The organism is Allobosea sp. ASV33 (assembly GCF_016428755.1).
Classification (GTDB): domain Bacteria; phylum Pseudomonadota; class Alphaproteobacteria; order Rhizobiales; family Beijerinckiaceae; genus Allobosea.
Window position 1 is genome coordinate 1 of record NZ_JAELTI010000015.1, and the last position, 26,531, is coordinate 26,531.

A 26,531-nucleotide genomic window follows, 5' to 3' on the forward strand; every position below is an offset into this window, starting at 1 on the left:
CGTCGTGTCGGGATGGCCGAGGCTGTTGGAGCGTGCGAGCGCAGCCCAGTTCTCAGGCCGCAGCTTCTCGTCATTGCCGAGGACGCGGTCGACCTCGGGCATCTCGGCGAAACGGGCGGGCTCGATCTGCGCGGCGCAACCGGTGACGATGACGGGCCTGTCCGGCTGTTCGCGCTTGAGGCGGCGCAGGGCCTGCCGCGCCTGCCGGGTCGCCTCGGCCGTGACCGCACAGGAATTGACGATCGCGGCGTGTTTCAGCCCGGCCGCTTCCGCCTTGAGCCTCAGCGCCTCGCTCTCGACGATGTTGAGGCGGCAGCCGAAGGTGACGACTTCCAGCGTCATGATGTCCGGCCCTCAGGCCGCGCTCGAAAACAACGCCGGGTCGAGCGTGCCTTCCCATTCGAATTCGACTGGGCCTGTCATCAGGACACGGCCGTCGCGCTCGCGCCATTCGATGGCGAGATCGCCGCCGGGCAGGCTGACGGTGGCCTTGCGGGCAGTGAGCTCGCGGCGCACCCCCGCGACGAGCGCCGCGCAGGCGCCGGAGCCGCAGGCCTGGGTGATGCCGGCACCGCGCTCCCAGACGCGCAGCACGATATGATCGGGCGCCCTCACCGCGGCGAGCTCGATATTGGCGCGATCGGGGAAGATCGGATGGTTCTCGAGCAGCGGGCCGATCTGCTCGAGATTGTAGGCATAGGGGTCGGTGACGAAGAAGACCGCGTGCGGATTGCCCATGTTGACGGCGCAGGGCGTGTGCAAGATCGGGTTGTCGATCGGCCCGATCTGGAGCTCGAAGCGGCTGGTGTCCTCGAAGGGCTCGGCCAGGGGAATCTGGTCCCAGGCGAGACGCGGCGCACCCATGTCGACGGTGAAGAGCGTTTCGCCCTCGCGCACCGCCGGCAGCAGACCGGCCTTGGTCTGGAGCGCCAGCCGGGTCTTGGCTGCATCGCCCATCTGCGGATCGGCGATCATCGCCCAGGCGACGCAGCGCGTGCCGTTGCCGCAGGCGCCGGCTTCCGAGCCGTCGGTGTTGTAGATGCGCACGAAGGCGTCGGTGCCGGGCGTCGCCGCATCGTGAAGGACCATGAGCTGGTCGAAGCGGGCGCGCGGCTCGGATGCGATGGCGCGAGCCTCGTTTTCGCTGACGACATGCTTGCTGCCGCGCAGATCGAGCACCGTGATCTGGTTGCCGAGCCCGTTCATCTTCAGGAACCGGCGATTGGCCAGAGCGTTCATTTGGTCACACGTCCCATGAATAAGGGGTCTATGGCGGAGGCGACGTGAAAAAGCCACCCTCGTCCCCGTTCCCTAGGAGAAGGTGGACATTCTATGTTGCGCCGCAAGGGCGCGAATCGCGTGAAACTCGAAGGCCGTGACGATGCGTGATTCTCGGCAGTATTCCCTGAGCTATGTTCTGGCGCTCCTCGCGAGCCTGCCGAACGGAATGGCCTTCGCTCAGACGCGCGTGGCGCCTCCGCCCACGGTCGAATCCGCACCTCTTGCACCGCCGCCCGGCGCCAGTCCCGCACAGATGCCCTCGGCACCGGCGCAGACGCCGCCCGTGCCCGTGCCGGATTCCCAGCCGGGGCCGCAGCCGGTTCAGCCGGCGCCGCCACCGCCGAATCCGGTGGTGCCGCAGCCTGTGCAACCCGCGCCGACCTTGCCGGGACCGGCCGAGCCGCAGCCGGTGCAGCCGCCGCCGACCCTGCCGCCTCCCGGACAGCCCTTGCCCGCGCCACCCGCCCAGCAGCAGACCGGCGTGCCCGATCCCAATGCGACGCTCGCCGGCAAGCGCGGGGATTCCAGCGATATCGACGAGGTTGCGCTGGTCGCCAAGCCCGTTCTCGCGCTGTCGGGGCAGGCGACCTGGGACCAGGGTTTCCAGAAGCTCTCGGAAAGCTTCAACATCCTGCGCGCGGAAGCGCAGAAGGCGGGCCTGCCGGTCGCGGGCCGGCCCCTGTCGCTCTTCGTCGAGACGACGGATGACGGTTTCCGCTTCGAAGCCATGTTGCCGGTTGCGCCATCGGCCGGGGGGCAGGTTCCTGCCTTCGGTCCGGGCATCCGGCTTGGCGCCTCACCGGCGGGGCGGGCGCTGCGTTTCCTGCATGTCGCGCCCTACGATGATATCGATTCCACTTACGAGACGATCACGGCCTATCTCGAAGCCAAGAGCATCGCCGTGAAGGACGCCTTCCTCGAGGAATACGTCAGCGACCTCCGGGACCCCGGCGATCCGAACCTCGAGATCAACGTCTACGTTCAGCCGAAGTAGCGAGCGTCATGCTCGGGCCTGACCCGAGCATCTCATGACGATCGAGGCTCCCTGCGCCTCGCTTTCAAGAGATTCTCGGGTCTGCGCTTAGCTTCGCCCGAGAATGACGGTTGCGGATTTCGCTCACACGCTCCAGCTCAAGCCCGGCCGCATCGGCCTGAAGCGCTCTTCCGGCAGGCCGACTTCGGCGAGCGCCACCTTCAGCGCTTCGGGCGGGCGCTCGACGCCCTCGTCGGTGAGCTGGAATGTGCCCCAGTGATGGCCGATCGCCTGCTGCGCGCGCAGCGCCAGCATGACCTTCACGGCCTCGTCCGGGTTCATGTGGTTGTCCGACATGAACCAGCGCGGCTCGTAGGCGCCGATCGGCAGCACGGCGAGATCGAAGGGCCCATGCCTGCTGCCGAGCTCGGCATAGAGCGAGCCGTCATGGTAGCCGGTATCGCCGATATGGAAGATCTTCGCGGCCGGCGTTTCCAGGATGTAGGAGCACCACAGCGCCATGCGCCGGTCGAAGGCGCCGCGCGCCGACCAGTGATAGCTCGGCACCAGCGTCACCCCGACCTTGTCCGAGAGCGTGAGCCGGTCGTTCCAGTCATGCGCCTCGGCGCGGGCATCGGGGATGCGGGCGCGGACGATCGCGTCATTGCCGAGCGGCATGATCATGCGCGGCTGGTCTCTGGCATGCAGCAGCGCCAGCGTCTCGATGTCGAGATGGTCGTAGTGGTTATGCGTGACCAACACCGCGTCGATCTTCGGCAGATCGGCGAAGGCGACGCCCGGCGCGTTCACGCGCCTGGGGCCGATGAAGGAAAAGGGGCTGGCGCGCTCGGAATAGACCGGGTCGATCAGAAGATTGAGGCCGGCGACCTGATAGAGGAAGGAGGCGTGGCCGAGATGGACGATCCGGGCGCCCTCGACGCGGGCGGGGGGCTTGTCCTGCGGCGGCGCGGGGTAGGCGACTGGGAAGGCCTCGCGCTCGCGCTTGCCGGTCTGCCAGCGCAGCACGTCGGCGAGTCCCTTGGTCACCGGGCGGCCGTCGCTGAAGACGAGCCCGTTGAAATGGTCGCTGACGGGTCCCTGGTAATAGGGATTGCGCGAGCGGGTGATCGCGGCCCAGGCGGCGCCGGTCGAAGCCAGCAGGGCACCGAGGCCGACGAATGAGAGAAGCTTGCGGCGGGTCATGGTCCAGAACAGGTAGGCCGCCGCGGCGTTTGGTCAAGGCTTCGGCGATCTGATCGCCAGGGCGTGAAGCCAGCGTGTCGGCTGGCGGTCATAGCCGGAGCCGGTGTCCTCATCTATTGTCAGGGGCTGCCAGCGAGCGCTGTCGCCAAAGGCGGTGCGCAATTCGCCGGCCGAGAGATAGTTGAAATAGCGGCCGAGGCCGTCGCGTCCCTCCGCCCCGCCGGCTTTGAAGCTGGCATAGAAGATGCCGCCCGGCCTTAATGCCTGATGGATTCGGTCGATGATGCCGGGCAAGGCGGGGCGGGGTGCATGCAGGAGACAAGCGTGCGCCCAGACGCCGTCATAGGCAGCGACCTCTTCCAGGTCTTCGAAGAGCAGGACGCCGACCGGGCGGCCGAGCCGCAGCTCGGCCTGTTGGGCCAGCTCCGGGGAGCCGTCCGTCGGCACGACGTCGAAGCCGCGCCGCAGCATCTCCTCGCTGTCCTGCCCGCCGCCGCAGCCGAGTTCGAGAATCCGCGCGCCCGGCTTGAGCCCGGCCACGAAGGGATCGATGCGGCTGTGCTCTGCCAGCCGGTCGCGGCCGGCATAGGCGCTGGCTTCCTCGGCATAGAAGCCGAGCGTCCGGTCGTCCTTGCTCGACATGACGGGCGTCAGTTGCTGCCGGAGCGGATGGCGACGGTCGCGACGCCGGCGCCGATCAGCAGCGTGCCGCCGGCCTTGTTGAACAGCCCGATCGCACGGGGATTGCCGACCACCGCGCGGGCTCGCGAAGCGATCAGCGCGTAGCCCATGGCATTGGCGAAGGCGAGCGTGATGAAGGTCGCCTCGAAGATCAGCATCTGCGTCCAGAAATCGCCCTTGGTGTCGAGGAACTGGGGCAGGAAGGCGACGAAGAAGGTGATGCTCTTCGGGTTCAGCGCGGTCACCAGCCAGGCATGGCCGAGCATCTTCCAGCCGGGGGCGGCGTCCTCGCGCGGCTTGGCGTCGAGCGTGCCGCCGGCCCTGAAGAGTTTGATGCCGAGCCAGACCAGATAGGCCGCGCCGATCCATTTCAGCGCGGTGAAGACCAGGGCGGAGGTGGCGAGCAGGGCGCCAACGCCGAGCATGGAGAGCGTCATCGCGGTGAAATCGCCGAGCGCGACGCCGACCGCGATCGGGAACGCCGTGCGCCAGCCCTGGCCGAGCGCATAGGAGATGACGAGGAGGATCGTCGGCCCGGGAATGACCAGGAGGACGGCGGTGGCGGCGGTGAAGGCGATCCAGGCTTCGAACGTCATGGTGGTGATGGCTCCGTTAAAGACGAGAGCCATCACCAGAAGCCGGTGTTTGTAAAGAGCCGAATCGAGGTCGGCTCAGCCGGCTCAGCGCGTGCCCTTGAGGAAGTCGCAGAGACCCTTCCGAACGGCGTCTTCAGGCGCGATCTGGCCGGGCTGGACGGTGAAGGCGATATCGATGCGCGTGCCGGTCGGCTGCTTGCGTGCCGTCACTTTCAGGATCTGCGGGCGGCCGGAGCCGGTGACTTCCTGCATGGCGGTGATCGTGCCGCTCGCCTTGTCCGTCCGGATGTCGCCGAAATCGCCGTCGGCCTCGATCGCGCGGACGATGGCGGGCAGGACGGCGGCCGGAGCCTTCTTCGAGAGATCCCAGGTCCGGTAGGTGATCTGCGAGACCATCGGTACGCCCGATGAGGTGAAATTGGTGGCGCAGGGCTGGGCCTGAGCTGCGCCGATGGCGGCGAAAGAGGCGGTGGCGGCAATGACGAAGGGAATAAAAGAACGAATGGACATCTGAACGCTCGCTAGGAGTGACGGATATCGCTGGTTAACGAGGCTGCGGCGGGCTGTCACCGTAACCCATGGTCACGCGCGGCTCGGGATCGGCGGCGACCACCAACGCCCACCAGACGCGATATGTGGTGCGCGGATCCTTGGAGAGCGCGATGCCGTAGCGGGTCGCTTCCTTCATGCGCAGATTGGTGTCGTGGCCCGGCGACTTGCGCCAGCCGTCGAAGGCTTCCTCGACCGAGAAATAGCCGCCGCCGAGATTTTCCGCGGCCCGGGCGCTGTCGATGCCGGCGGCGTGGATGCGGCTGCCGAAGCTGCCTCCAGCGTCATGCGAGAGCGCATTGGCCTTGACCATCGCGTCGGCCTGGCGCTGTGCCATCGCCATCAAACGCGGGTCCGGCCGGACGGGGCCGAGGCCCTGGCTGGCGCGATAGGCGTTGAGGATGCGCCCGGCCTGGGCGGGATCGAGCGTGACAGCCGCGACCTTCTCGACCATGCGCGGATCGAGCGGGCCTTCGCGCCTTGGATCGCCGGCGCAGGCGGCCAGCAGGACGGAGAGGGCCAGCAGGATCGAGGCGGTTGTCAGTTTCATGGGCCGGCATGTCTCGCGAATCGGGCGCGCAGCGATGCCGCCAGATCAGGGCCGTTCTGCGGCCAAGACTCACAATTTCGTGTAGAGGTTGAATCGCATGCAGTGGAAGGACGCCGCTCCGGAACGAGACAGGGCGTCATTCTCGGGCTTGACCCGAGAAACTCTGAACGGTCAGGCATGGGAGCCTCTTTCGGCCGGAGATGCTCGGGTCAGGCCCGAGCATGACGGCCAAGAGGCTCTGCCGGCTCGCAAATCGCCGTCAAACTTGACTTTCGCCACAGTCTTCCGCTTTAAGACGCCCATCCGTTTCGCCGACATCGCCGAAACCACATCCGCCGACCGGGCCGCGCAAGCCGCTTTCATGAGCCCGGAGGTCAACGCCCGACAGCGCGATTGCGCCCTCGGGCGCGAAACCGCTTGGCGATGAGGCTCTGGCGCTGAAGGCTTCTGAGGCAAGCAGGCAGGTCCGCATGTTCGGCACGCTGAGCGACAGGCTCTCCGGCATCCTCTCGGGGCTGACCCGCAGGGGTTCGCTGACCGAGGAGGACGTCAACGCGGCTCTCCGCGAGGTTCGCCGCGCGCTGCTCGAGGCGGACGTCGCGCTCGAGGTCGTCCGGTCCTTCACCGACAAGGTGCGCGAGCGCGCCGTCGGCGCCGAGGTGCTGAAATCGGTCACGCCCGGCCAGCAGGTCATCAAGATCGTCAACGACGTTCTGATCGAGACGCTGGGCGGCGAGGGCGAGGGCATCAATTTCGATGCCGTGCCGCCGGTGCCGGTCCTGATGGTGGGTCTGCAGGGTTCGGGTAAGACCACCTCGACCGCGAAGATCGCCAAGCGCCTGACCGAGCGCCACAAGAAGAAGGTGCTGATGGCGTCGCTCGATACGCGACGCCCGGCCGCCATGGAACAGCTCGCCATCCTCGGCACCCAGGTCGGCGTGCAGACGCTGCCGATCGTCGCCGGCCAGTCGGCCGTGCAGATCGCCAAGCGAGCGGTCGAGGCCGCCCGTCTCGGCGGCTACGACGTCGTGATGCTCGACACCGCCGGCCGCGTGACGCTCGACGACACGCTGATGGCCGAGGTGGCCGAGGTGAAGGCCGCGACCAACCCGCATGAAGTGCTGCTCGTCGCCGACGCGCTGACCGGCCAGGACGCGGTCAACACGGCGCGCGCCTTCGATGCCCGCGTCGGCCTCACCGGCATCGTGCTGACCCGCATGGACGGCGACTCGCGCGGTGGCGCGGCGCTCTCGATGCGCGCGGTCACCGGCAAGCCGATCAAGCTGGTCGGTATCGGCGAAAAGGTCGACGAGCTCGACGAATTCCATCCCTCGCGCGTCGCCAACCGCATCCTCGGCATGGGCGACATCGTCTCGCTCGTCGAGAAGGCGGCGCAGACGATCGACGCCGCGCAGGCTCAGGCCACCGCGCAGCGCATGGCCAAGGGCCAGTTCGACCTCTCCGACATGCGCGCGCAGCTCCAGCAGATGGAGAAGATGGGCGGCATCGGCGGCGTGATGGGCATGCTGCCCGGCATGAAGCAGGCGCAGTCCCAGCTCGCCAATGCCGGCGTCGGCGACAAGATGTTCAAGAGCATGATCGCCGCGATCGACTCGATGACGCCGGCCGAGCGCAAGAACCCCGATCTGCTCAAGAACAGCCGCAAGAAGCGCATCGCGGCCGGCTCCGGCACCACGGCCGAGCAGATCAACAAGCTGCTCAAGATGCATCGCGGCATGGCCGACGCCATGAAGATGATGAGCAAGCAAAAGGGCGGCATGCTCGGCAAGCTCGGTTCGATGTTCGGGATGGGCGGCGGTCTGCCGGCCGGCATGCCCGATCCCTCGAAGATGGACGCAGGCCAGCTTGCGGAACTGCAGAAGCAGCTCGGCGCGGGCGGCGGCCTGCCCTCGATGCCGCCGGGCGGCTTCCCCGGCCTGCCGAAGGGCGTCACCCCGCCGGCCGGGATGATGCCGAAGCTGCCGGGCCTCGGCGGCGGTGGCTTGCCCGGCCTGGGCAATCCGTTCGGGGGCAAGAAGAAGTGATTCCCGTTCTGGAAACAGAGCGGTTGCGGTTGCGCGGCTGGACTGTCGCCGATTTCGACGTGCTCGCGCAGTTCTTCGGCAACGAGGAGCTCACGCGCTATGTCGGCGGCGCCAGCAACCGCGAAGATTCTTGGCGCCGTCTGTCCAGCATGGCCGGTCATTGGTCCCTGCGCGGCCACGGTCTCTGGGCGGTGGAAGCGAAAGATGACAGCCGCCTCGTCGGCTGGTGCGGCCTGCTCTCGCCGGAAGGCTGGCCCGAGCCGGAGATCGGCTGGAGCCTATTCGCAGGCGAGCATGGCCGCGGCTATGCGACCGAGGCGGCGCTGCGCGCCCGTGACTATGCCTATCGTGACTTGGGATGGACCACGCTGATGAGCCTGGTCCATCCCGACAACCGACCCTCGATCCGCGTCGCCGAGCGTCTCGGCGCGCGCTTCGAGAAACCCTTCGTGATCCGTGGCACCGAGGTCGGCATCTACCGGCACCCGGCCGCCACGCCTGCGAAACACTGAACCAAAACCAAACCTGACCGGAGAAGACCCATGTCCCTCAAGATTCGCCTGACCCGCGGCGGCGCCAAGAAGCGCCCGTACTATCGCATCGTCGTCGCCGACTCGCGCTCGCCGCGCGATGGCCGCTTCATCGAGAAGATCGGCTCCTATGATCCGATGAAGGCCAAGGACGCCGCCGACCGCGTCGTGCTCGACACCGAGAAGGTCCAGGCCTGGCTCGCCAAGGGCGCCCAGCCGACCGATCGCGTCCTGCGCTTCCTCGACGCTGCCGGCCTCGTCAAGCGCGCTGCCCGCAACAACCCGAACAAGGCCGTTCCCGGCGAGAAGGCCAAGGAGCGCGCTGAGAAGAAGGCCGAGAAGGCCGCTGCTCCGGCTGCCGAAGAAGCCGCCGAGGCGTGAGCCGTTTGATCCTCACACCGTCATTCCGGGGCGCGGCGCAGCCGCGGGCCCGGAATCCAGAACCGGAGGTCGTTGCAGGGAAACCTGAGCGGCTGTCGCGTTCATCCGAGATTCGGCATCGGTTCTGGATTCCGGGCTCTTCGCTGGCGCGAAGTCCCGGAATGACGGGAGTGGGGACATGAGCGACCTCATCCTGCTCGGTGTCGTCGGCGCGCCGCATGGCGTGCGCGGCGAGGTCAGGATCAAGACCTTTACCGGCGATCCCCTCGGGATCGCCGATTACGGCCCGCTGACCGATGGCAAGGGCCGCAGCTTCGAGATCACCGATATCCGCCCGGCCAAGGAGGTCGTCGTCGCCCGCCTCAAGGACGTGACGACGCGCGAGCAGGCCGAGGCGCTGAACGGGACGGAACTGTTCGTCGCCCGCGACAAGCTCTCGGCTGATGCGGACGAGGACGAGTTCCTGCATGCCGATCTGATCGGTTGCAGCGTGGTCGGGCCTGATGGCGCGGTGCTCGGCACCGTCACCATGGTCGAGAATTACGGCGCCGGCGATCTGCTCGATATCAAGACGCCGGACGGGCGCTACGTCCTGATGCCCTTCACCAAGGCCTTCGCGCCGCGGATCGACATCGCCGCGCGCCGGATCGAGGCCGAGCCGCCCTTGGGATTGTTCGAGCCCGACGATGACAAGCCATAAGCCGGCCCGCGCGCTGATCTTCGACATGGACGGCACCATCGTCGACAATATGCGCTTCCATGACGATGCCTGGGAGAGCTGGCACGTCAGCAACAAGCTGCCCTTCGACCGCAGCACCTTCGCGGCGCGCACGGCCGGCATGGCCGGCAACGAGATCATCTCCTCCTATTTCCCGGAAGCCGCCGTGGCCGAGCTCGACGCGATGAGCGACGCCAAGGAAGCGCTCTACCGTGAGGCCTATCTGCCGCATGTGACTGCGACGCCCGGTTTCCTGGACCTGATCGCGCGGGCCGAGGCGGCAGGCGTGCCGATGGCCGTCGGGACGGCGGCGCCGCCGGCCAATATCGAGGTGGTGCTCGACACGCTCGGCCTGCGCCAGCGCTTCGCGACGATCGTCTCGCCGAGCCAGGGCTTTCGCGGCAAGCCGCATCCTGACATGTTCCTGGCCGCGGCCGAGCGGATGAAGGTCGATCCCGCCGATTGCATCGTCTTCGAGGATGCGCCGCTCGGCGTCGAGGCGGCGCGCCGCGCCGGCATGCGGGCGGTGGCACTGCTCACCATGCTCGGCCCCGAGGGTTTCGCGGGCTATGACAACCTGATCGCCTCGGCTCGCGATTTCACGGCGCTGGACGGGCTGCCTGCGCTGCGCTTCAGTTAGTTAGTTCGCCTTTTTCGACCCGCGGGTCATCCCGGACAAGCCGCGTTAGCGGCGCCGATCCGGGATCCATGCCTGAACCGTTCCGGCATGGATCCCGGGTCTGCGCTTCGCTCCGCCCGGGATGACAGACCGGGAGCAATTGCCTGACACCAAGGTTGTCCATGTCCTTCCGCGCCTCGATCCTGACGCTCTATCCGGAGATGTTTCCCGGGCCGCTCGGCATCTCGCTGGCGGGCGAGGGGCTGCGCAAGGGATTGTGGTCGCTCGATACCCATCAGATCCGCGAGCACGGCATCGGCCGCCACCGCAATGTCGACGACAACCCGGCCGGCGGCGGCGCCGGGATGGTGCTGCGCTGCGACGTGCTGGCGGCGGCGATCGATGCGGCCGTGCCGGCGGATGATGCGAGACCGCGCCTGCTGATGTCGCCGCGCGGGCGGCCGCTCAAGCAGGAGCAGGTGCGCGACTGGGCTGAGGGGCCCGGCCTCGTCATCGTCTGCGGGCGCTTCGAGGGTGTCGACGAGCGCGTGATCGAAGGGCGCAACCTGATCGAGGTCTCGATCGGCGACTACATCCTCTCCGGCGGCGAGATGGCGGCGCTGACGCTGCTCGATGCCTGCGTGCGATTGATCCCCGGCGTGATGGGCAAGGTCGCGTCCGGCGAGGACGAGAGCTTCGAGAACGGCTTGCTCGAATATCCGCATTATACCCGCCCGCGCGAGTGGGAGGGCAGGGGCCTGCCGGAGGCGCTGCTCTCAGGCGACCATGCCCGCATCGCGAAATGGCGGCGGGCGGAGGCGGAGCGGATCACGCGGGAGAGAAGGCCGGATTTGTTGAAGGAGCGCGGCGAGGGCTGAGCCTGACCGTCATTCTCGGGCGGAGCGCAGCGCAGACCCGAGAATCTCTTCGCAGGAGGAGGCGCCTCTTTCTGCAGGAGATGCTCGGGTCAAGCCCGAGCATGACGGTGGTGGTTACGGATAGGCCGTCACCGGCAGCTTCTCGGCCAGCCAGCCGCCGGGCCCGAGCACACCGCCCCGCACGCCCGCGAGATCGCGCCAGCCACGTCCGGCGAGCTTCTGTACGACGGCGACCGCCTGCGCACCGGTCCGGTCGATCAGGACGATGCGCTTGCCGGGATTGTCGAGGCGAAGCCCGGCGATCCTGACCTCGAAGGCCGGTGCGTCGGCATCCAGTCCGAGAGCGCCCTGCGGCAGGCCGGTATCGGCCCATTCCTGCGCCCCGCGGATATCGATCAGCAGGATGCGCTTGGCTTGCGCGGCTTCATAGGCTTCGCGGGGCGAGAGCGTTGTCGCCGCTTGCCCGAAAACGAAAGAGGCCGGGAGCATGAAGCCCCCGGCCAGAACGATCCGGCGCGTTGCGGCGCCCATGGTCATCGTGCTCAGCGCAGCTCGGCGCAGAAGCGCTGGATGCGGCGGCAGGCTTCTTCCAGCTTCTCGTCCGAGGTGGCGTAGGAGATGCGGAAGTTCGGGCCGAGGCCGAAGGACGAGCCGTGCACGGCCGCGACGGCTTCCATCTCCAGCAGGCCCATGACGAGGTCTTCGTCGGTCTCGATCGTCTTGCCGTTCGGCAGGGTCTTGCCGATCAGGGCCGAGCAGTCGGGATAGACGTAGAACGCGCCTTCCGGCACCGGGCACTTCAGGCCGCGGGTCTGGTTCAGCATGGAGACGACGAGGTCGCGGCGACGCTCGAACGCCTTCTTGAAGACCGGGATATGCTCCTGCGTGCCGTCGAGCGCCTCGACCGCGGCCCATTGCGAGATCGCCGAGGTGCCCGAGGTCTGCTGGCCCTGGACGAGGTCCATGGCGTTGATCAGCTGCTGCGGACCGGCGGCGTAGCCGATGCGCCAGCCGGTCATGGCATAGGACTTCGAGACGCCGTTCATGGTCAGCGTGCGCTCATAGAGGGCGGGCTCGACCTGCGCCGGGGTGACAAACTGGAAGTCGCCATAGACGAGGTGCTCGTACATGTCGTCGGTCAGGATCCAGACATGCGGATGGCGCATCAGCACATCCGTGAGCTTCTTCATCTCGGCATGGCTGTAGGCGGCGCCCGACGGGTTCGACGGCGAGTTCAGGATCACCCACTTGGTCTTGGGGGTGATGGCCTTCTCGAGATCCTCGGGCTGCAGCTTGAAGTCGTTCCTGAGATAGGTCTCGGCGAAGGTCGGCGTGCCCCCGCAAAGCGCGACCATCTCGGGATAGGAAACCCAGTAGGGCGAGACGCAGATGACCTCGTCGCCGGGGTTCAGCGTGGCGAGCAAGGCGTTGTAGATGACGTGCTTGCCGCCGGTCGAGACGATGGTCTGGCTCGCCTTGTAGTCGAGGCCGTTCTCGCGCTTGAACTTGCGGGCGACGGCCTCGCGCAGCTGCGGGATGCCGGAAACCGGGGTGTACTTGGTCTCGCCGCGCTTGATCGCGGCGATCGCCGCTTCCTTGATATTGTCCGGCGTGTCGAAATCGGGCTCGCCGACGGAGAGCGAGATCACGTCCTTGCCCTGGGCTTTCAGGTCGCGGGCCTTCTGCGTGATCGTGATGGTCGCGGACGGCTTCACGCGCTTCAGGGCATCGGCAAGAAAGGCCATGGGACTGATCTCCGGGGAGGCGGAAGGGTGGGCGCCGAAAAAAGGCGCGGGCGAGGTTTATGACTCGCGGGCCATGATCGCAAGCGCAACTGATTGATGTCTGGCAGAAACGTCATGAATTGCGAGCGGTTTGCCCTTGCGGCCGGAGCATGCGAAGCCGACCCGATGACGAATGCTGCTGGCCCCATCGCTGTCTATGTCGACGCCGACGCCTGCCCGGTGAAAGACGAGGTCTACCGCGTCGCCGGCCGGCACCGCCTGCATGTCTTCGTCGTCGCCAACAGCTTCCTTAACGTGCCGCGCGAGCCCTGGATCGAGCGCGTGACGGTGCCCGGCAATTTCGACGCGGCCGACGACTGGATCGCGGAGCGGGTCTCGCGTGGCGCAATCGTGATCACGGCCGACATCCCCCTGGCCGACCGCTGCATCAAGGCCGGTGCCGACGTGATCGGGCCGACCGGAAAGCCATTTACCGAAGCCTCGATCGGCATGGCGCTGGCGACGCGCGACATGATGGAGGACCTGCGCGCGATGGGCGCGGCCAGCGGCGGGCCGAAACCGTTCTCGCAGAAGGACCGCTCGGCCTTCCTGCAGGCGCTCGACGTTGCGGTCCAGCGCCTGAAGCGGGCGGGCTTCGGCCCCTGAACGCTCAGATTTCCGAGAAGTCGCCGCCACGCCCCTTGCCCGCGGCGAAGCGGCCCGCGCCGGCCGCGCCTTCCGTCGCGATGGTATGGGCGCCGCGCTGCCATTCCTGCCTGAGAGCCTCGGCCACGCTGAGCCCGTGGCCGGCGATGGCGCTGGCGCGATCGGCCCGGACGGCGCCCTGCGGGAAGCGCGCGATCTCCTGCGCCATCGCTTCGGCCGCAGCGCGAGCCTGGCCTTTGGGCGCGATCGTTTCGCAGAGGCCGATGCGCAACGCTTCGTCGGCCGGGACCTTGCGGCCGGTCATGATGATCTCCAGCGCACGGCCCTGTCCGACGAGGCGCGGCAGGCGCACCGTGCCGCCATCGATCAGCGGGATGCCCCAGCGCCGGCAATAGACGCCGAAATAGGCATCCTCCGCCATCACGCGGATATCGCACCAGAGGGCGAGTTCCATGCCGCCCGCGACGGCCGGGCCTTCGATCGCGGCGATCAGAGGCTTGCTCATCGCGAGGCGCGAGGGACCCATCGGCCCGCGGGGCGTTGCGCCATCCGCCGCTGGAAAAGCGAGCCCGTCGACGATCTCGCTCTTGAAACGCTCGGCATCGGTGAAGGCCTGGGCGTATTTCAGGTCCCAGCCGGCGCAGAAGGCGCCTCCTTCGCCCCAGAACACGATCGCGGCCGTGTCTTCGTCGCGGTCGAGCTCGCGGAACGCGCGGGTCAGCGCATCGGCGCTGTCGGGGTCCATTGCATTGCGCGCTTCCGGCCGGCTGTGAACGACCGTCGCGACCTTGCCCTGCCTCTCGATCCGTACCGCCATCGTCTGTCCTCCCTCTGTTTCCCATGCAGATTACGCACTGTTTCCACGCGGATGTCTGGCGCTGGACGCATGGCGCCTTTGCCCGTAAATCTCGCCGCAAAGCAGGCCTGCCATTCAGGCGGGCGTCCGGGAGGAAGTCCATGTCGTTGACCCGCCGTTCCACGCTCGGCCTGATGGCCGGCGCCGTCTTCGCGCCGTCGATCGTTCGGGCGCAGAGCTTCCCCACCAAGGTCGTCACGCTGGTCGTGCCCTATCCGGCGGGCGGCCCGACCGATGCCATCGCGCGCTTCGTCGCGCAGGACATGTCGGCCGCCTTCGGCCAGAACGTCGTCGTCGACAACCGGGCCGGCGCCTCCGGCGCCGTCGGCACCCGCGCCGTCGCCCATGCGGCGCCGGACGGCTACACCATCGTCTTCGGCAACAACCAGACGCATGGCAACAACATGTTCCTGCTGAAGGAGCCGGGCTACGACGCGGTCAAGGATTTCGCGCCGCTCGCCGGCGTCGGCGCCTTCGAGCACGCCTTCGTGGTCCGCAAGGACCTGCCGGCCAAGAACATCCAGGAGCTGATCGCGCTCGCCAAGGCCGATCCGGGCAAGCTGAACTACGGCTCGACCGGCGTCGGCTCCGGCTCGCATCTGGCCATGGAGCTGTTCATGCAGCGCACCGGCATCAAGATGACGCATGTGCCGTTCCGCGGCGCCGCGCCTCTGGTTCAGGAGATCATCGCCGGCCGCATCGATATCGCCAACTCGACGCTGCCGAGCGTGCTGGAGCAGATCAATGCCGGCACGCTGCGCGCGCTCGCTCTAGCCAGCCCCGAGCGCAATCCGCGCGCCAAGGATATCCCGACGCTGCGCGAACAGGGCGTGAGCAATGCCGACGCCGATTCCTGGGCCGCCTTCTTCGCCCCGGTCAAGACACCGGACGCCGTGCTCGATACGCTCTCCAAGGCGGTCATCGCCTCGCTCAACAAGCCCGAGACGCGCGAGGCGATCCTGAAGCTCGGCTTTACGCTCAAGGTGCGCGATCCCGCGGCGTTCAAGCCATACCACGCCCAGGAAATCGCGACCTGGAAGCAGATCATCGCGGATGCCGGCGTGAAGCCGGAGTAAGGCTCGGAAGCCTCGCAAATTCCCTCATAGCGATGATCCTGAGGCGCCGCGATGCGGCGTCTCGAAGGATGCTGCATGGAGTGAGGGAGCCTGCTGGCCCATCCTTCGAGACGCGGTCTTCGGCCGCTCCTCAGGATGAGGGCTGAGGAGGCAACTCGTCTCACTTCGTCGTGAGCTTGCCGCAATGGCTTGGCGATCGGCGGCGTTCCCCTCAATCTCCGGCCGGGCCGGATGGAATGAGGAGAGCGTCATGCTGCGGTGGGGATGGGTTGGAATTCTCGGAACAGTGCTGGCGCTTGCGGGCCCGGCGCTGCCGGCATCGGCCCAGAAGCGCTTCCCGTCGAGCGCCGGTGATCTGACGGTCGAGACCGTCGCCGGCGGGTTGGAAAATCCGTGGGGCCTCGCCTTCCTGCCGGACGGGCGCATGCTGGTCACCGAACGCCCCGGCCGGCTGCGGCTGGTCGAGACGGACGGCAAGCTTTCACGGCCGATCGGCGGGGTGCCGAGCGTGGCTGCGCGGGGGCAGGGCGGTTTGCTCGGCATCGCGCTCGATCCCGGTTTCGCGCAGAATCGCCTGGTCTATCTCTCCTTTTCCGAGCCGCGCGGCGGCGGCAACGGCACCAGCGTCGCGCGCGGGCGCCTCAATGAGCAGGACACGGCCCTGACGGCTGTCCAGGTGATCTTCCGGCAGATGCCGGCGATCAATTCCAACCTGCATTTCGGCTCGCGCCTCGTCTTCGACCGGACGGGCGCGCTCTTCGTCACGGTGGGCGAGCGTTTCACCCAGCGTGACCAGGCGCAGAATCCCGCCAATCATCTCGGCAAGATCATCCGCATCCGGCCGGATGGCGGCACGCCTCCCGACAATCCTAAGAAGGACGGCTGGGCGCCGGAGATCTGGTCGATCGGGCATCGGAATGTCCAAGGTGCCGCGCTGCATCCCGATACCGGACAGCTCTGGACCGCGGAGCACGGCGCGCGCGGCGGCGACGAGGTCAACACGCCCAAGGCCGGGCTGAATTACGGCTGGCCGGTCATCACCTATGGCGTCGATTATTCCGGCGCGAAGATCGGCGAGGGCACGGCGAAGGCCGGGATGGAGCAGCCGCTGTTCTACTGGGACCCGTCGATCGCACCGTCCGGCGCCGCCTTCTATACCGGGCCGGTCTGGCCGGCCTGGAAAAACTCGTTCTTCGTCGGCGCGCTCGCCGGACAGATGCTGGTCCGGCTCTCGACCGAAGGCGAGAAGGTGACGGGCGAGGAGCGCCTGCTGACCGATATCGGCGCGCGCATCCGCGATGTCGTCCAGGGGCCGGATGGCTTCCTCTACCTGCTCAGCGACGATGCCGATGGGAAGATTCTGCGGGTGAAGCCCGCCCGCTAGACGCCGATCAGGGCCCGCAATCCCATTCGCGCTCGATGACGAAGACCTTGCGGGTGGCGAGGCTGCCATTGGGGTCGTAGAGATCGCCGACATAATATTCGGTGCCGGCGGCGTCATGGGCGCTGCGCTCGACCTGGAGCGACCAGCCATAGCCGACCTGCTTGCCGCCCTGCCAGTTGCGATGGACGGCGCTCGGCGAGGCCGCGGAGAGGATGCGAACGGTGTCGTTGCTCGGGCTGCAGGTCGGGCCGGCCAGGGCCGCGGCGGGAGCGAGCACGAGGCCGCAGAGAATCAGTGCCGTCTTTTGCAAGTCAGTAGGTCCTATCGAGAAGGAAGGTGAAGCGCTGCGCCCAGGTCTTGGCGTGGAACAGATCTTGGCGTGGAGAAAGCGCCGGCTGCCGGGAGCTTTTTTCGCGCCGACCTGTTCGGCGGCGGCAGATGACGGGCCTTTCGCATGGCAGTTGCGGCCGTCAGCCGAAGCGCAGCTTCATGGCGAGGATCACGAGGACGAGCACCAGCGTCAGCGCATTGGCGGCGATGACCGGCCAGGAGACGATCTGGACGCCGTAACTCAGCCAGAGCGCCGTGCCCGCGGCGAAAAGCCCCTGCGTCCACAAGGAGATCGCGCGCGTGTCGCGGGTGCGGATCGTCCGCCAGGCCTGGGGCAGCCAGCACAGGCTGGTCAGGGTGGCTGCGGCGAAGCCGAGGAGCTCGATGGCGGCTGGCGACATGGGGGCGAATCGCGGGAGGGATGCTGGCTCCCCCATAGCGGAATTCGCTTCTTCGTGCCGCCATTCTGGACGGTTAACCTCCGTTAACCACAGCGACCTAGCTTGTCGGGGAATCTGTCCCGAATCGGTGGAGACCATGCGCGCTATTCACCTGGCCTTGCCACTCGTCCTTCTCGCTTCCGCCGCTTCGGCGCAGGGCAGCTTCCAGTCCTGCGTTGCAGGCTTGCGGTCGGAGGCTGCTGCCAAGGGCGTCTCGGGGGCGACCTTCGACCGGGCCATGGCCGGCGTCGAGCCGGACATGAAGGTCATCGAGGCTATGAACAACCAGCCGGAGTTCAAGACGCCGATCTGGGACTATCTCGGCACGCTGGTCGACGAGGAGAAGGTGGCGGAGGGGCGCTCGATGCTGCGCCAATACGCCTCCGTCTTCGCCGCGGCCGAGCAGCGCTTCGGCGTCGACCGCCACACCATCGCCGCTGTCTGGGGCGTCGAGAGCGATTTCGGCAAGGCGCGGGGCAAGATGCCGCTGGTCCAGGCGCTCTCGACCGGGGCATGCCTGGCGCCGCGCCGCAACGCCTTCTTCAAGGGCGAATTGATCGCGACGCTGCAGATCATCCAGCGCGGCGATGTCCGGCCCGAGCGGCTGTTCGGCTCCTGGGCCGGCGCCTTCGGCCACACCCAGTTCATCCCCTCGACCTATCTGCGCCTCGCGGTCGACGGCGACGGCGACGGGCGGCGCGACCTCGTCGATTCGATCCCCGACGCGCTGCATTCGACCGCGAATTTCATGGCCAAGGCCGGCTGGGTTACCGGCGCGACCTGGGGCTACGAGGTGCGCGTTCCCGGCGGCTATTCCGGCCCGACCGGTCGCAATCCCAAGCAGCCGGTTTCGAGCTGGGCTTCGCGGGGTATCGTCAAGTTCGATGGCTCGGCGCTGACCGGCTCTGGCAATGCGGGGCTGCTGATGCCGGCGGGGCGCAACGGCCCGGCCTTCCTCGTCTTCAAGAACTACGACGCCGCCTACAGCTATAACGGCGCGGATTCCTATGCGCTCGCGATCTCGCTTCTCTCTGATCGCTTGCGCGGCAAGCCGGGTGTGCAGGGCGATTGGCCTACCGACGATTTGCCGCTCTCGCGCGAGCAGCGCCGCGAACTTCAGCGCCTGCTGATCGCGCGCGGCTACAATGTAGGCGAGCCCGACGGCGCCGTCGGTTCGCTGACGCGCGCCGCGATCAAGGAGATCGAGGGTAAGCTGGGCATGCAGCAGACCGGCCGGCCGGGCGAGAAGGTCCTGCGCGCGCTAAAGGGCGGGCGGGTCTAGGCGAGCGATCGATTCTGCAGCAAGGCGCCTCCCTCTTGTCATTCCGGGGCTTCGCAAAGCGAAGAACCCGGAATCCACGACAGGGCGCGGCACTTGGAACTGTTCCTTCGAGACGACGGCCGAGCGGTCTCGCCCGGTCGTGGATTCCGGGTTCAGGCCTGCTGCCTGCCCCAGAATGACAAAGCGCATCGCCTCGCAGAAAACGGGTGGCCTCGCGCCACCTTGTCGTATGAAAGGCTCGGTCATCCCGGACAAGCCGCGCGAGCGGCGCCGATCCGGGATCCATGCCTGAACCGTCCGGCATGGATCCCGGGTCTCCCTTCGGTCGCCCGGGATGACCGGTGTTTCATTCGGAGAATCCATGCGCCGCCTGCTTTCCACCGGCTCGCCCTTCGAGCGCAATTTCGGCTATTCGCGCGCCGTGATCGACGGCGACCTCGTCTTCGTTTCCGGCACGACCGGCTACGACTACGCCACCATGATCCTGCCCGAAGACCCGGCCGAGCAGGCGCGGAACATCTTCCGCACGATCAGTGCGGTGCTGGCGGAGGCGGGGTCGTCGCTGTCGCAGGCCGTGCGGGCGCAGTATTTCGTCACCGATCGCAGCTATTGCGAGCCGGTGCTGGGCGTCTGCGGGGAGTTCTTCCGCGAGATCAGGCCGGCGGCTGGAATCTACGTCGTGGCCGGCCTGCTGAAGCCCGAGATGAAGGTCGAGATCGAGGTGACGGCGCGCATGCCGAGCGCCTGACGGCAAGTTGTCGACAAGCTGCCGACACTTGGTATATCCCTTGCTTGGGAGTGCCCCTTGGGCATTTGCCTAACAATGAGGGAGATTTGCCATGTCGATCCGCCGTCGCACTGTCCTCAAGGGAGCCGGGGCGCTTGCCGCGACGGCCTTCATGGGCAACCGGGCCTTTTCTCAGGGGGCGGCGGGGACGCTGCGCTTCAACCCTTCGACGCCTTTGCCCTCGCTGGATCCGATCACGGCCACCAGCTACGTCATCCGCAACCACGGCTACCTGATCTACGACACGCTCTTCGCCACCGACGCGAATTTCCAGATCAAGCCGCAGATGGTCGAGGCCTGGGAAACCGCGCCGGACGGGTTGAGCTGGACCTTCCGTCTCCGCGACGGGCTCGCCTTCCATGACGAGACGCCGGTCCGCGCGCAGGACTGCATCGCCTCGATCGCCCGCTGGTCGAAGCGCGATGCCTTCGGCCAGACCTTCGCCACCTTCGTCGAGGCTTACGATGTCGTCGACCAGCGCAACTTCCGCATCCGCCTGAAGAAGCCGTTCCCGATGATGACGGCTGCGCTCGGCAAGCTGTCGTCGAACGTGCCCTTCATCATGCCGGAGCGCATCGCGCAGACCGACCACATGAAGAACATCACGGAGGCTGTCGGCTCCGGCCCGTGGCGCTTCATGGACAAGCAGTGGGTGCCCGGCCAGAACGCGATCTACGAGCGCTTCGCCAAATACAAGCCGCGCGAGGAGGCGCCCTCCTGGGCCGCCGGCGGCAAGGTCGCCCGGATCGACCGCATCGAGTGGCTCGCCCTGACCGAGGCCGCGGCCGCCGCCGGCGCCCTGATGCAGGGAGAGCTCGACTGGTACGAGCAGCCGCCCGTCGACCTGATCCCGATGCTGAAGGGCAACAAGGACATCGTCATCGAGAACGTGCCGCTCGGCCTGTTCCTGCTGATGCGGTTCAACCAGCTGCAGCCGCCCTTCAACAATCCGGCGATCCGCCGGGCGGTGATGGCCGCGGTCAACCAGACCGACTACATGGAGGCCGTCGTCGGCGACAAGGCGTTCTACAGCGGCGCCAAGACCTTCTTCACGCCGGGCTCGCCGATGTCGTCGGGAGCGGGCGGGGCTGCGGCCATGCCGGGCAATCTCGACAAGGCCAAGGCCATGCTCAAGGAGGCCGGCTACAAGGGCGAGAAGGTCGTCCTGCTCGCGCCGGCCGATCAGCCGATCGCCTATCAGCAGTGCATGATCACCGAGGATCTTTTCAAGAAGCTCGGCATCAATACCGAACTGGTCGCGACTGACTGGGCGAGCTTCATCGGCCGCCGTTCCAATCGCGGCCTGCCGGACCAGGGCGGCTGGTCGGTGTTCCATACGCTGTGGTCCTGCGCCGATACGCTCAATCCTGCGCTACACCCGCTGATGCGGGCCAATGGCGGCTCGGCCTGGTTCGGCTGGCCCGAGGACGCCCGGATCGAAGAGCTCCGGGACGCCTGGATCGCCACGCCGGAAGAGGCCAAGCAGAAGGAACTCGCGGCCAAGATCGAGGAGCGCGGCTTCGAGGTCGTTCCCTATGTTCCCTGCGGCCTCGTCCAGCAGCCGATGGCCTTCCGCCGGAACCTGAGCGGCATGGTGCTCGCGCCGGCGCAGTTCTTCTGGAACATGGAAAAGAAGGCCTGAGCGGCCTCACGGCGCCGGTGCATGGCCTGCCATGCGCCGGCTTCTTAGGCCCGCCGCTTGCGTCGTCGGGGCTGCGACCTTAAGCACCCCGCGAGGCCGGAAAACGGCCGAGCTGACGACATCTAGCGCGCGAGGCGACGACCATGGCGACCCACAAGCTCCTGCTGCTCCCCGGCGACGGCATCGGCCCCGAGGTGATGGGCCAGGTCGAGCAGATCGTCTCCTGGTTCGGCAAGCAGGGCCTCGCCTCCTTCGAGATCGAGAAGGGCCTCGTCGGCGGTGCCGCCTATGACGCGCATAAGCAGGCGATCTCCGAAGGCGACATGAAGCTGGCGCAAGACGCCGACGCCGTGCTGTTCGGCGCCGTCGGCGGGCCGAAATGGGCCGACGTGCCCTATCAGCATCGCCCGGAAGCCGGCCTGCTGCGCCTGCGCAAGGATCTCGGCCTGTTCGCCAATCTGCGCCCCGCGATCTGCTATCCGGCGCTGGCCTCGGCCTCCTCGCTGAAGCCCGAGGTCGTCGAGGGCCTCGACATCCTGATCGTGCGCGAGCTCACCGGCGGCGTCTATTTCGGCGAGCCGAAGGAGATCGTCACGCTGGAGGACGGCCAGAAGCGCGGCATCGATACCCAGCTCTACACGACCGGCGAGATCGAGCGCATCTCCCGCGTCGCCTTCGAGTTGGCGCGCACCCGCCGCAACAAGGTCTCCTCGGCCGAGAAGCACAACGTCATGAAGACCGGCGTGCTCTGGAAGCAGACGGTCACCGCGCTGCATGCGGCCGAGTACAAGGACGTCGAGCTTGAGCATGTGCTGGCCGACAACTGCGCCATGCAGCTCGTGCGCTGGCCGAAGCAGTACGACGTCATCGTCTGCGACAACCTGTTCGGCGACATCCTCTCGGACGTCGCGGCGATGCTGACCGGCTCGCTCGGCATGCTGCCCTCGGCCTCGCTCGGCGCTGAGGACCCGACTACGGGCAAGCGCAAGGCGCTCTACGAGCCCGTCCACGGCTCGGCGCCGGACATCGCCGGCAAGGGCCTCGCCAACCCCATCGCGATGATCGGCTCGTTTGCGATGGCGCTGCGCTATTCGTTCGGCGCGGGCGAGGCGGCGGACCGTCTCGAAGGCGCGATCGCGGACGTGCTGGGCTCCGGCACCCGCACCAAGGACATCGCGGCCCCCGGCGCCAACGCGGTCTCGACCAGCGAGATGGGCCAAGCGATCATTGGGGCGTTGGAAGCGCGGGGCTGATCGTCAACCGTCATGGCCGGGCTTGACCCGGCCATCTCGGAAACCAGCTCAGTTCGGAAAGAGATGCTCGGGTCAAGCCCGAGCATGACGGGCGAAGAATATCTCTCTCCCTCGTGAATTGCCGTGACCCCGCTTTCGTGGCCTAACAACCGCCAACGAAAACGGAGTATGTCCGTCATGCTGATCAAGCGCCTTGCCGGCTGGGAAATGCCGGAAAGCCAGGCCACGCCCGAGAGCGTGTTCCTCAACCGCCGTCAGTTGATGACTGCCGGCGCCGGGTTGATCGCGGGAGCCGCGTTACCGGGCCGTGCGATGGCCGAGGGAGCCGATCCCACGCTCGATCTCTATCCGGCCAAGCGCAACGAAGCCTACAAGCTCGACGTGGCGCTGACGAAGGAAGACGACGCGGCGAACTACAATAATTTCTACGAGTTCGGCATGTCGAAGGACATCGTCGATGCCTCGAAGCGCCTCGCCACGCGGCCCTGGACCATCCAGGTCGAGGGCCTCGTCGAAAAGCCCTTCGAGATCGGTTTCGACGACCTCATCCGCAAACTGCCGATCGAGGAGCGCCTGTATCGCTTCCGCTGCGTCGAGGCCTGGGCGATGGCGGTTCCGTGGACCGGTATTCCGCTCAAATCCTTCGTCGCGCTGGCGAAGCCGCTTTCGGGCGCGAAATACATCCGCTTCGAGACTTTCATGAACCCGCGCGTCGCGCCGGGGCAGAGCCAGCGCTGGTATCCCTGGCCCTATACGGAAGGGCTGACCCTCGCGGAGGCGGCGAACGAGCTTCCCTTGCTCGTCACCGGCATCTACGGCAAGCCGCTGCCGACCCAGCACGGCGCGCCGATCCGCCTGATCACGCCGTGGAAATACGGCTTCAAGTCGGTGAAATCGATCCGCAAGATCAGCTTCGTCGCCGAGCGGCCGAAGACCTTCTGGGAGGGCTTGCAGGCCTCGGAATACGGTTTCTGGGCCAATGTGAACCCGGCCGTGCCGCATCCGCGCTGGAGCCAGGCAAGCGAGCAGATCCTGGGCTCGCGGGACCGGCGCCCAACGCTGATCTATAACGGCTATGGCGAGCAGGTCGCCGGGCTCTACAAGGGGTTGGAGAGCGAGAACCTCTTCATGTGAGGGCGGTCTGGGCAGGTTTCGGGTGCCGTCTCCTGCCGCCGCCGTGATAGACCTCATGTCATCCCTAGCCGGAACGACACGAGTCGAGCATGGCCAACCAACATTTCCATCTGTTCGAAACCACGATCGGCCCCTGCGCCGTGGTCTGGGAAGGCGAGCGCTTCATCGGCGCGCAACTGCCCGAGCGCGACGAGGCCGCAGCCCGCAAGCGCCTGGAGCGACGGTTTCCCGAGGCTGATGAGACGGAGGCCGAAGGCTTCGTCGCGGAGGCCGTGACCGGCATCCGCGCGCTGTTCGACGGCGAGAAGCGCGACCTGTCGCATCTGCCGGTGGCGCTGGAGAGCGTCTCCGCGTTCAATCGCAAGGTCTACGAGGTCGCGCTCGCCATCCCGCATGGCGAGACCCTGACCTATGGCGAGGTTGCCCAGCGCATCGGCGATCCCGGCGCGGCGCGGGCGGTCGGCGTCGCGCTCGGCCAGAACCCCTGGCCGATCATCGTGCCCTGCCATCGCGTGTTGGCGGCGGGCGGCAAGACCGGCGGCTTCTCGGCCGAGGGCGGCGTCGAGATCAAGCTTCGCATCCTGACTATCGAGAAGGCGCGCACCAGCGCCGAGCCCAGCCTGTTCGATGCGTTGCCTCTGGCGGCACGGCCGGGGCGGCATTGAGAAGCCACATTTCCATAAGCGCAGGTCATCCCGGACGCAGCGAAGCGGAGATCCGGGATCCATGCCTGAACCTCGACCGGAAGCGCGCCGGCATGGATCCCGGGTCAAGCCCGGGATGACCCGCGTGGTTCCCGCGGAATATGGGCAGGCTTCAATACCCCTTCGTCCACCGCGCAGCTTGAAATCGCGCAATGTCGCTCTTGCAGCGCGGCGGCTTGCGCGGTCGAGGCTGCGACCTCTACTGTGCCGGCCTTTCCACCCTCACTGGGGACCGTCATGGCCAAACTGAAGCTCGCCGTCATCGTGGGCAGCAACCGCCGCGAATCGATCAACCGCAAGCTGGCCCAGGCGCTGGTGAAGCTGGGCGAGGGCGCCTTCGACGCCAGCTTCGTCCAGATCGACGACCTGCCGATGTTCAACCAGGACCTGGAGCCGAACCGGCCCGAGTCGACGCTGCGCCTGAAGCGCGAGATCGAGGCGGCCGACGCGATCCTGATCGTCACGCCCGAGCATAATCGCTCGATCCCGGCCGTGCTCAAGAACGCCATCGACTGGGCCTCGCGCCCCTATGGCAAGAATTCCTGGGCCGGCAAGACCGTTGCCGTCACCGGCACCAGCGGCGGCGCCGTCGGCACCGCCGTCTCGCAGAACGAATTGCGCATGATCCTGACCAATCTCGCCGGTGTCGTCGTCGGCGGCCAGGTCTTCGTGACCTTCAAGGACGATCTGCTCGACGTCCAGCACAATGTCACCAACGAGGCCACTCGCGCCTTCCTGCAGGGCTTCATCGACAATTTCGCGAAGATCGCCGGCAAGCTCGCCGCCTGATCGAAGCAGCCACTGCGCTTGCATCAAGGCGTCGCCTCCGGGCGGCGCCTTTTCTGTCTGGCATTGGGGAAGACGGGGTAGCCCGAAGGGAGCCGTCGCGCGCGGGCAAAAAAGAGCCGGCGTCCCCGAAGGGAGCCGGCTTTGTAAGTTTGAAACATCTGGCAAAAGCCAAACATCTCAGAGGGGAACGGCTGAAACGAACTCAACGCCGGGAGGAGATTGCGGAGCCCGTTCCGAACAACCGTGAATACAATATCGGCCATGACCTGCCGTTTTGCAATGCAACATATCTTGGGTCCGCCATGCGGCACATGCATGAACTAAGGGCAGATGGCGTGTATTTGAGCCTAAATGATTGAGAAATATGCGTTCGTTGCAGGATGGGGCCTGCGCGGGGAAGTTGCAGGCCTTTCCCAAATCCGATTTTCGTCCGCAGCTGAACAGTTTTCAGGCGAACAGTCCGATTTTGGCGCATGCGAGATGCCGGTCTGGTCACAAAATTGCCAGAATCGAAAAGGGCGCCGTGAGGCGCCCGATTCTTTATGCATATCTGGAGCGATCAGTAGGTCCAGCGCTGGGCCTTCTGGATCAGGAAGTCGCGGAAGACCTGGACGCGGGCGACCGACTTCATTTCCTCGGGATAGACCAGATAGCTCTCGAGCTGCGGCATCTCGGTCTCGCGCATCAACTGCACGAGCGGGGAGCCGGTCTCGATCAGGTAATCCGGCAGCACGGCGATGCCGGCCCCGGAATCGACCGCCCGCTTCATCGCCGTGATGTTGTTCACGACAAGGTGGATCGGCCGCGGGTTGCGCTGGTCGCGCCCCATCGTGCCGAGCCAGTGCACCGCCGTCAGATAGGAGGGCGAGGTGCCGCCGAAGGAGAGGATGCGGTGGTTGTCGAGATCGTCGTAGCTCTTGGGTTCGCCGAAGCGCTTCACATAGGCCGGCGACGCGTAGACGTGGAAATGCACCGTGAAGAGCTTGCGCTGGATCAGGTCCGGCTGCTGCGGCTGGCGCAGGCGGATCGCGATATCGGCCTCGCGCATCGACAGGTCGAGTTCCTCGTCGGTGAGGATGAGCTCGACCCTGATGTCGGGATAGAGATCCATGAACTCGGCGAGGCGCGGCGTCAGCCAATGGCCGCCCAGACCCCGGGTCGCGGTGACCTTGAGCTCGCCCGAGGGGTGCTCGCGCGTCTCGGAGAGCTGCGAGCGGGTGCGCTCCAGCCGCTGCGTCATCTCGCGGGCGGCACGCCACAGCAATTCGCCCTGCTCGGTGAGGATCAGGCCACGCGTATGCCGATGGAACAGCGGCGCGCGCAGCTCCCGCTCGAGCGCCCCGATCTGCCGGCTGACGGCCGATTGACTCAAGCCGAGAACATCGCCAGCTTTGGTGAAGCTGCCTGACTCCGCGACCGTATAAAAGATTCTAATGCGGTCCCAATCCACCGCGCTTCCC

At 66.9% G+C, this 26,531-nt stretch carries 29 protein-coding genes and 1 pseudogene; 17 read left to right on the forward strand and 13 right to left on the reverse strand.

Annotated features, from left to right (window positions below):
- Window positions 1–342, reverse strand: a pseudogene (locus tag JHD80_RS06905) (tRNA (N(6)-L-threonylcarbamoyladenosine(37)-C(2))-methylthiotransferase MtaB); the annotation flags it as partial.
- A gap of 12 nt (window positions 343–354) precedes the next feature.
- Entirely contained in the window at window positions 355–1,239 is an 885-nt protein-coding gene (gene dapF, locus JHD80_RS06910) for a diaminopimelate epimerase (protein ID WP_199085638.1), read from the reverse strand.
- Window positions 1,240–1,381: 142 nt separating this feature from the next.
- On the opposite strand from dapF, the gene JHD80_RS06915 reads away from it, so the two are divergent.
- Window positions 1,382–2,275: a GyrI-like domain-containing protein gene (locus JHD80_RS06915; protein ID WP_199085639.1), complete on the forward strand. Its 894-nt coding sequence runs from the start codon at window positions 1,382–1,384 to the stop codon at window positions 2,273–2,275.
- A 123-nt stretch (window positions 2,276–2,398) separates the two neighbouring features.
- Here JHD80_RS06915 and JHD80_RS06920 read toward each other — a convergent pair whose 3' ends face one another.
- From JHD80_RS06920 to JHD80_RS06940, 5 genes are all read right to left on the reverse strand, one after another.
- Complete coding sequence (locus tag JHD80_RS06920; protein ID WP_199085640.1) at window positions 2,399–3,457, reverse strand: MBL fold metallo-hydrolase; 1,059 nt, start codon at window positions 3,455–3,457, stop codon at window positions 2,399–2,401.
- Between the two features lie 33 nt (window positions 3,458–3,490).
- Window positions 3,491–4,099 (reverse strand): class I SAM-dependent methyltransferase, encoded by a 609-nt coding sequence (locus JHD80_RS06925; RefSeq protein WP_199085641.1) that lies wholly within the window; start codon window positions 4,097–4,099, stop codon window positions 3,491–3,493.
- Window positions 4,100–4,107: 8 nt separating this feature from the next.
- Window positions 4,108–4,734 (reverse strand): LysE family translocator, encoded by a 627-nt coding sequence (locus JHD80_RS06930; RefSeq protein ID WP_199085642.1) that lies wholly within the window; start codon window positions 4,732–4,734, stop codon window positions 4,108–4,110.
- 84 nt (window positions 4,735–4,818) lie between these two features.
- The gene (locus JHD80_RS06935; RefSeq protein WP_199085643.1) at window positions 4,819–5,244 is read right to left on the reverse strand and encodes a hypothetical protein; all 426 of its coding nucleotides are present in this window, start codon (window positions 5,242–5,244) and stop codon (window positions 4,819–4,821) included.
- Between the two features lie 34 nt (window positions 5,245–5,278).
- Window positions 5,279–5,833, reverse strand: a complete 555-nt coding sequence (locus tag JHD80_RS06940; protein WP_199085644.1) for a CAP domain-containing protein — start codon at window positions 5,831–5,833, stop codon at window positions 5,279–5,281.
- Window positions 5,834–6,303: 470 nt separating this feature from the next.
- Here JHD80_RS06940 and ffh point away from each other — a divergent pair, with 470 nt between their 5' ends.
- From ffh to trmD, 6 genes are all read left to right on the forward strand, one after another.
- Window positions 6,304–7,878 carry a signal recognition particle protein gene (ffh, locus tag JHD80_RS06945; protein ID WP_199085645.1) on the forward strand — a complete coding sequence of 525 codons (1,575 nt, stop codon included), beginning with the start codon at window positions 6,304–6,306 and terminating at the stop codon, window positions 7,876–7,878.
- Between the two features lie 29 nt (window positions 7,879–7,907).
- The gene (locus JHD80_RS06950; RefSeq protein ID WP_199085646.1) at window positions 7,908–8,390 is read left to right on the forward strand and encodes a GNAT family N-acetyltransferase; all 483 of its coding nucleotides are present in this window, start codon (window positions 7,908–7,910) and stop codon (window positions 8,388–8,390) included.
- A gap of 30 nt (window positions 8,391–8,420) precedes the next feature.
- Window positions 8,421–8,789: a 30S ribosomal protein S16 gene (gene rpsP, locus JHD80_RS06955; protein WP_199085647.1), complete on the forward strand. Its 369-nt coding sequence runs from the start codon at window positions 8,421–8,423 to the stop codon at window positions 8,787–8,789.
- A gap of 178 nt (window positions 8,790–8,967) precedes the next feature.
- The gene (gene rimM, locus JHD80_RS06960; protein WP_199085648.1) at window positions 8,968–9,489 is read left to right on the forward strand and encodes a ribosome maturation factor RimM; all 522 of its coding nucleotides are present in this window, start codon (window positions 8,968–8,970) and stop codon (window positions 9,487–9,489) included.
- Entirely contained in the window at window positions 9,476–10,147 is a 672-nt protein-coding gene (locus JHD80_RS06965; protein ID WP_199085649.1) for an HAD family hydrolase, read from the forward strand. The genes rimM and JHD80_RS06965 overlap by 14 nt, the downstream gene beginning before the upstream one ends.
- Window positions 10,148–10,308: 161 nt before the next feature.
- Complete coding sequence (gene trmD / locus JHD80_RS06970) at window positions 10,309–11,004, forward strand: tRNA (guanosine(37)-N1)-methyltransferase TrmD (protein ID WP_199085650.1); 696 nt, start codon at window positions 10,309–10,311, stop codon at window positions 11,002–11,004.
- A gap of 114 nt (window positions 11,005–11,118) precedes the next feature.
- Here trmD and JHD80_RS06975 read toward each other — a convergent pair whose 3' ends face one another.
- Both JHD80_RS06975 and JHD80_RS06980 read right to left on the reverse strand, forming a co-directional pair.
- On the reverse strand, window positions 11,119–11,493 hold the full coding sequence (locus JHD80_RS06975; RefSeq protein ID WP_199085651.1) for a rhodanese-like domain-containing protein: 375 nt from the start codon (window positions 11,491–11,493) through the stop codon (window positions 11,119–11,121).
- 53 nt (window positions 11,494–11,546) lie between these two features.
- A complete protein-coding gene (locus JHD80_RS06980) occupies window positions 11,547–12,749 on the reverse strand; it encodes a pyridoxal phosphate-dependent aminotransferase (protein WP_199085652.1) in 1,203 nt (400 codons plus the stop codon).
- A 165-nt stretch (window positions 12,750–12,914) separates the two neighbouring features.
- Here JHD80_RS06980 and JHD80_RS06985 point away from each other — a divergent pair, with 165 nt between their 5' ends.
- The gene (locus tag JHD80_RS06985; RefSeq protein ID WP_199085653.1) at window positions 12,915–13,394 is read left to right on the forward strand and encodes a YaiI/YqxD family protein; all 480 of its coding nucleotides are present in this window, start codon (window positions 12,915–12,917) and stop codon (window positions 13,392–13,394) included.
- Window positions 13,395–13,398: 4 nt separating this feature from the next.
- Here JHD80_RS06985 and JHD80_RS06990 read toward each other — a convergent pair whose 3' ends face one another.
- Window positions 13,399–14,211, reverse strand: a complete 813-nt coding sequence (locus JHD80_RS06990) for a crotonase/enoyl-CoA hydratase family protein (RefSeq protein ID WP_199085654.1) — start codon at window positions 14,209–14,211, stop codon at window positions 13,399–13,401.
- A 140-nt stretch (window positions 14,212–14,351) separates the two neighbouring features.
- Between JHD80_RS06990 and JHD80_RS06995 the strand changes: the two genes are divergently transcribed.
- On the forward strand, window positions 14,352–15,326 hold the full coding sequence (locus tag JHD80_RS06995) for a Bug family tripartite tricarboxylate transporter substrate binding protein (protein WP_199085655.1): 975 nt from the start codon (window positions 14,352–14,354) through the stop codon (window positions 15,324–15,326).
- Window positions 15,327–15,576: 250 nt separating this feature from the next.
- A complete protein-coding gene (locus JHD80_RS07000) occupies window positions 15,577–16,710 on the forward strand; it encodes a PQQ-dependent sugar dehydrogenase (RefSeq protein ID WP_199085656.1) in 1,134 nt (377 codons plus the stop codon).
- A gap of 7 nt (window positions 16,711–16,717) precedes the next feature.
- Here JHD80_RS07000 and JHD80_RS07005 read toward each other — a convergent pair whose 3' ends face one another.
- A complete protein-coding gene (locus JHD80_RS07005; RefSeq protein WP_199085657.1) occupies window positions 16,718–17,020 on the reverse strand; it encodes a hypothetical protein in 303 nt (100 codons plus the stop codon).
- Window positions 17,021–17,180: 160 nt separating this feature from the next.
- On the reverse strand, window positions 17,181–17,441 hold the full coding sequence (locus JHD80_RS07010; RefSeq protein ID WP_199085658.1) for a SemiSWEET family sugar transporter: 261 nt from the start codon (window positions 17,439–17,441) through the stop codon (window positions 17,181–17,183).
- A gap of 136 nt (window positions 17,442–17,577) precedes the next feature.
- Between JHD80_RS07010 and JHD80_RS07015 the strand changes: the two genes are divergently transcribed.
- The 7 genes from JHD80_RS07015 to JHD80_RS07045 all read left to right on the forward strand — a co-directional run bounded on the left by JHD80_RS07015 (window position 17,578) and on the right by JHD80_RS07045 (window position 25,071).
- Window positions 17,578–18,762 (forward strand): lytic murein transglycosylase, encoded by a 1,185-nt coding sequence (locus JHD80_RS07015; protein WP_199085659.1) that lies wholly within the window; start codon window positions 17,578–17,580, stop codon window positions 18,760–18,762.
- 361 nt (window positions 18,763–19,123) lie between these two features.
- Window positions 19,124–19,510 (forward strand): RidA family protein, encoded by a 387-nt coding sequence (locus JHD80_RS07020; RefSeq protein WP_199085660.1) that lies wholly within the window; start codon window positions 19,124–19,126, stop codon window positions 19,508–19,510.
- 91 nt (window positions 19,511–19,601) lie between these two features.
- Complete coding sequence (locus JHD80_RS07025; RefSeq protein ID WP_199085661.1) at window positions 19,602–21,191, forward strand: ABC transporter substrate-binding protein; 1,590 nt, start codon at window positions 19,602–19,604, stop codon at window positions 21,189–21,191.
- Between the two features lie 143 nt (window positions 21,192–21,334).
- Window positions 21,335–22,444, forward strand: a complete 1,110-nt coding sequence (leuB, locus tag JHD80_RS07030; RefSeq protein WP_199085662.1) for a 3-isopropylmalate dehydrogenase — start codon at window positions 21,335–21,337, stop codon at window positions 22,442–22,444.
- Between the two features lie 177 nt (window positions 22,445–22,621).
- Entirely contained in the window at window positions 22,622–23,578 is a 957-nt protein-coding gene (msrP, locus tag JHD80_RS07035; RefSeq protein ID WP_199085663.1) for a protein-methionine-sulfoxide reductase catalytic subunit MsrP, read from the forward strand.
- Window positions 23,579–23,667: 89 nt separating this feature from the next.
- Entirely contained in the window at window positions 23,668–24,243 is a 576-nt protein-coding gene (locus JHD80_RS07040; protein ID WP_199085664.1) for a methylated-DNA--[protein]-cysteine S-methyltransferase, read from the forward strand.
- 276 nt (window positions 24,244–24,519) lie between these two features.
- Window positions 24,520–25,071 (forward strand): NADPH-dependent FMN reductase, encoded by a 552-nt coding sequence (locus tag JHD80_RS07045; protein WP_199085665.1) that lies wholly within the window; start codon window positions 24,520–24,522, stop codon window positions 25,069–25,071.
- Between the two features lie 559 nt (window positions 25,072–25,630).
- Here the strand turns inward: JHD80_RS07045 and JHD80_RS07050 are convergent.
- A complete protein-coding gene (locus JHD80_RS07050) occupies window positions 25,631–26,521 on the reverse strand; it encodes a LysR substrate-binding domain-containing protein (RefSeq protein ID WP_199085666.1) in 891 nt (296 codons plus the stop codon).
- Window positions 26,522–26,531: the final 10 nt, after the last annotated feature.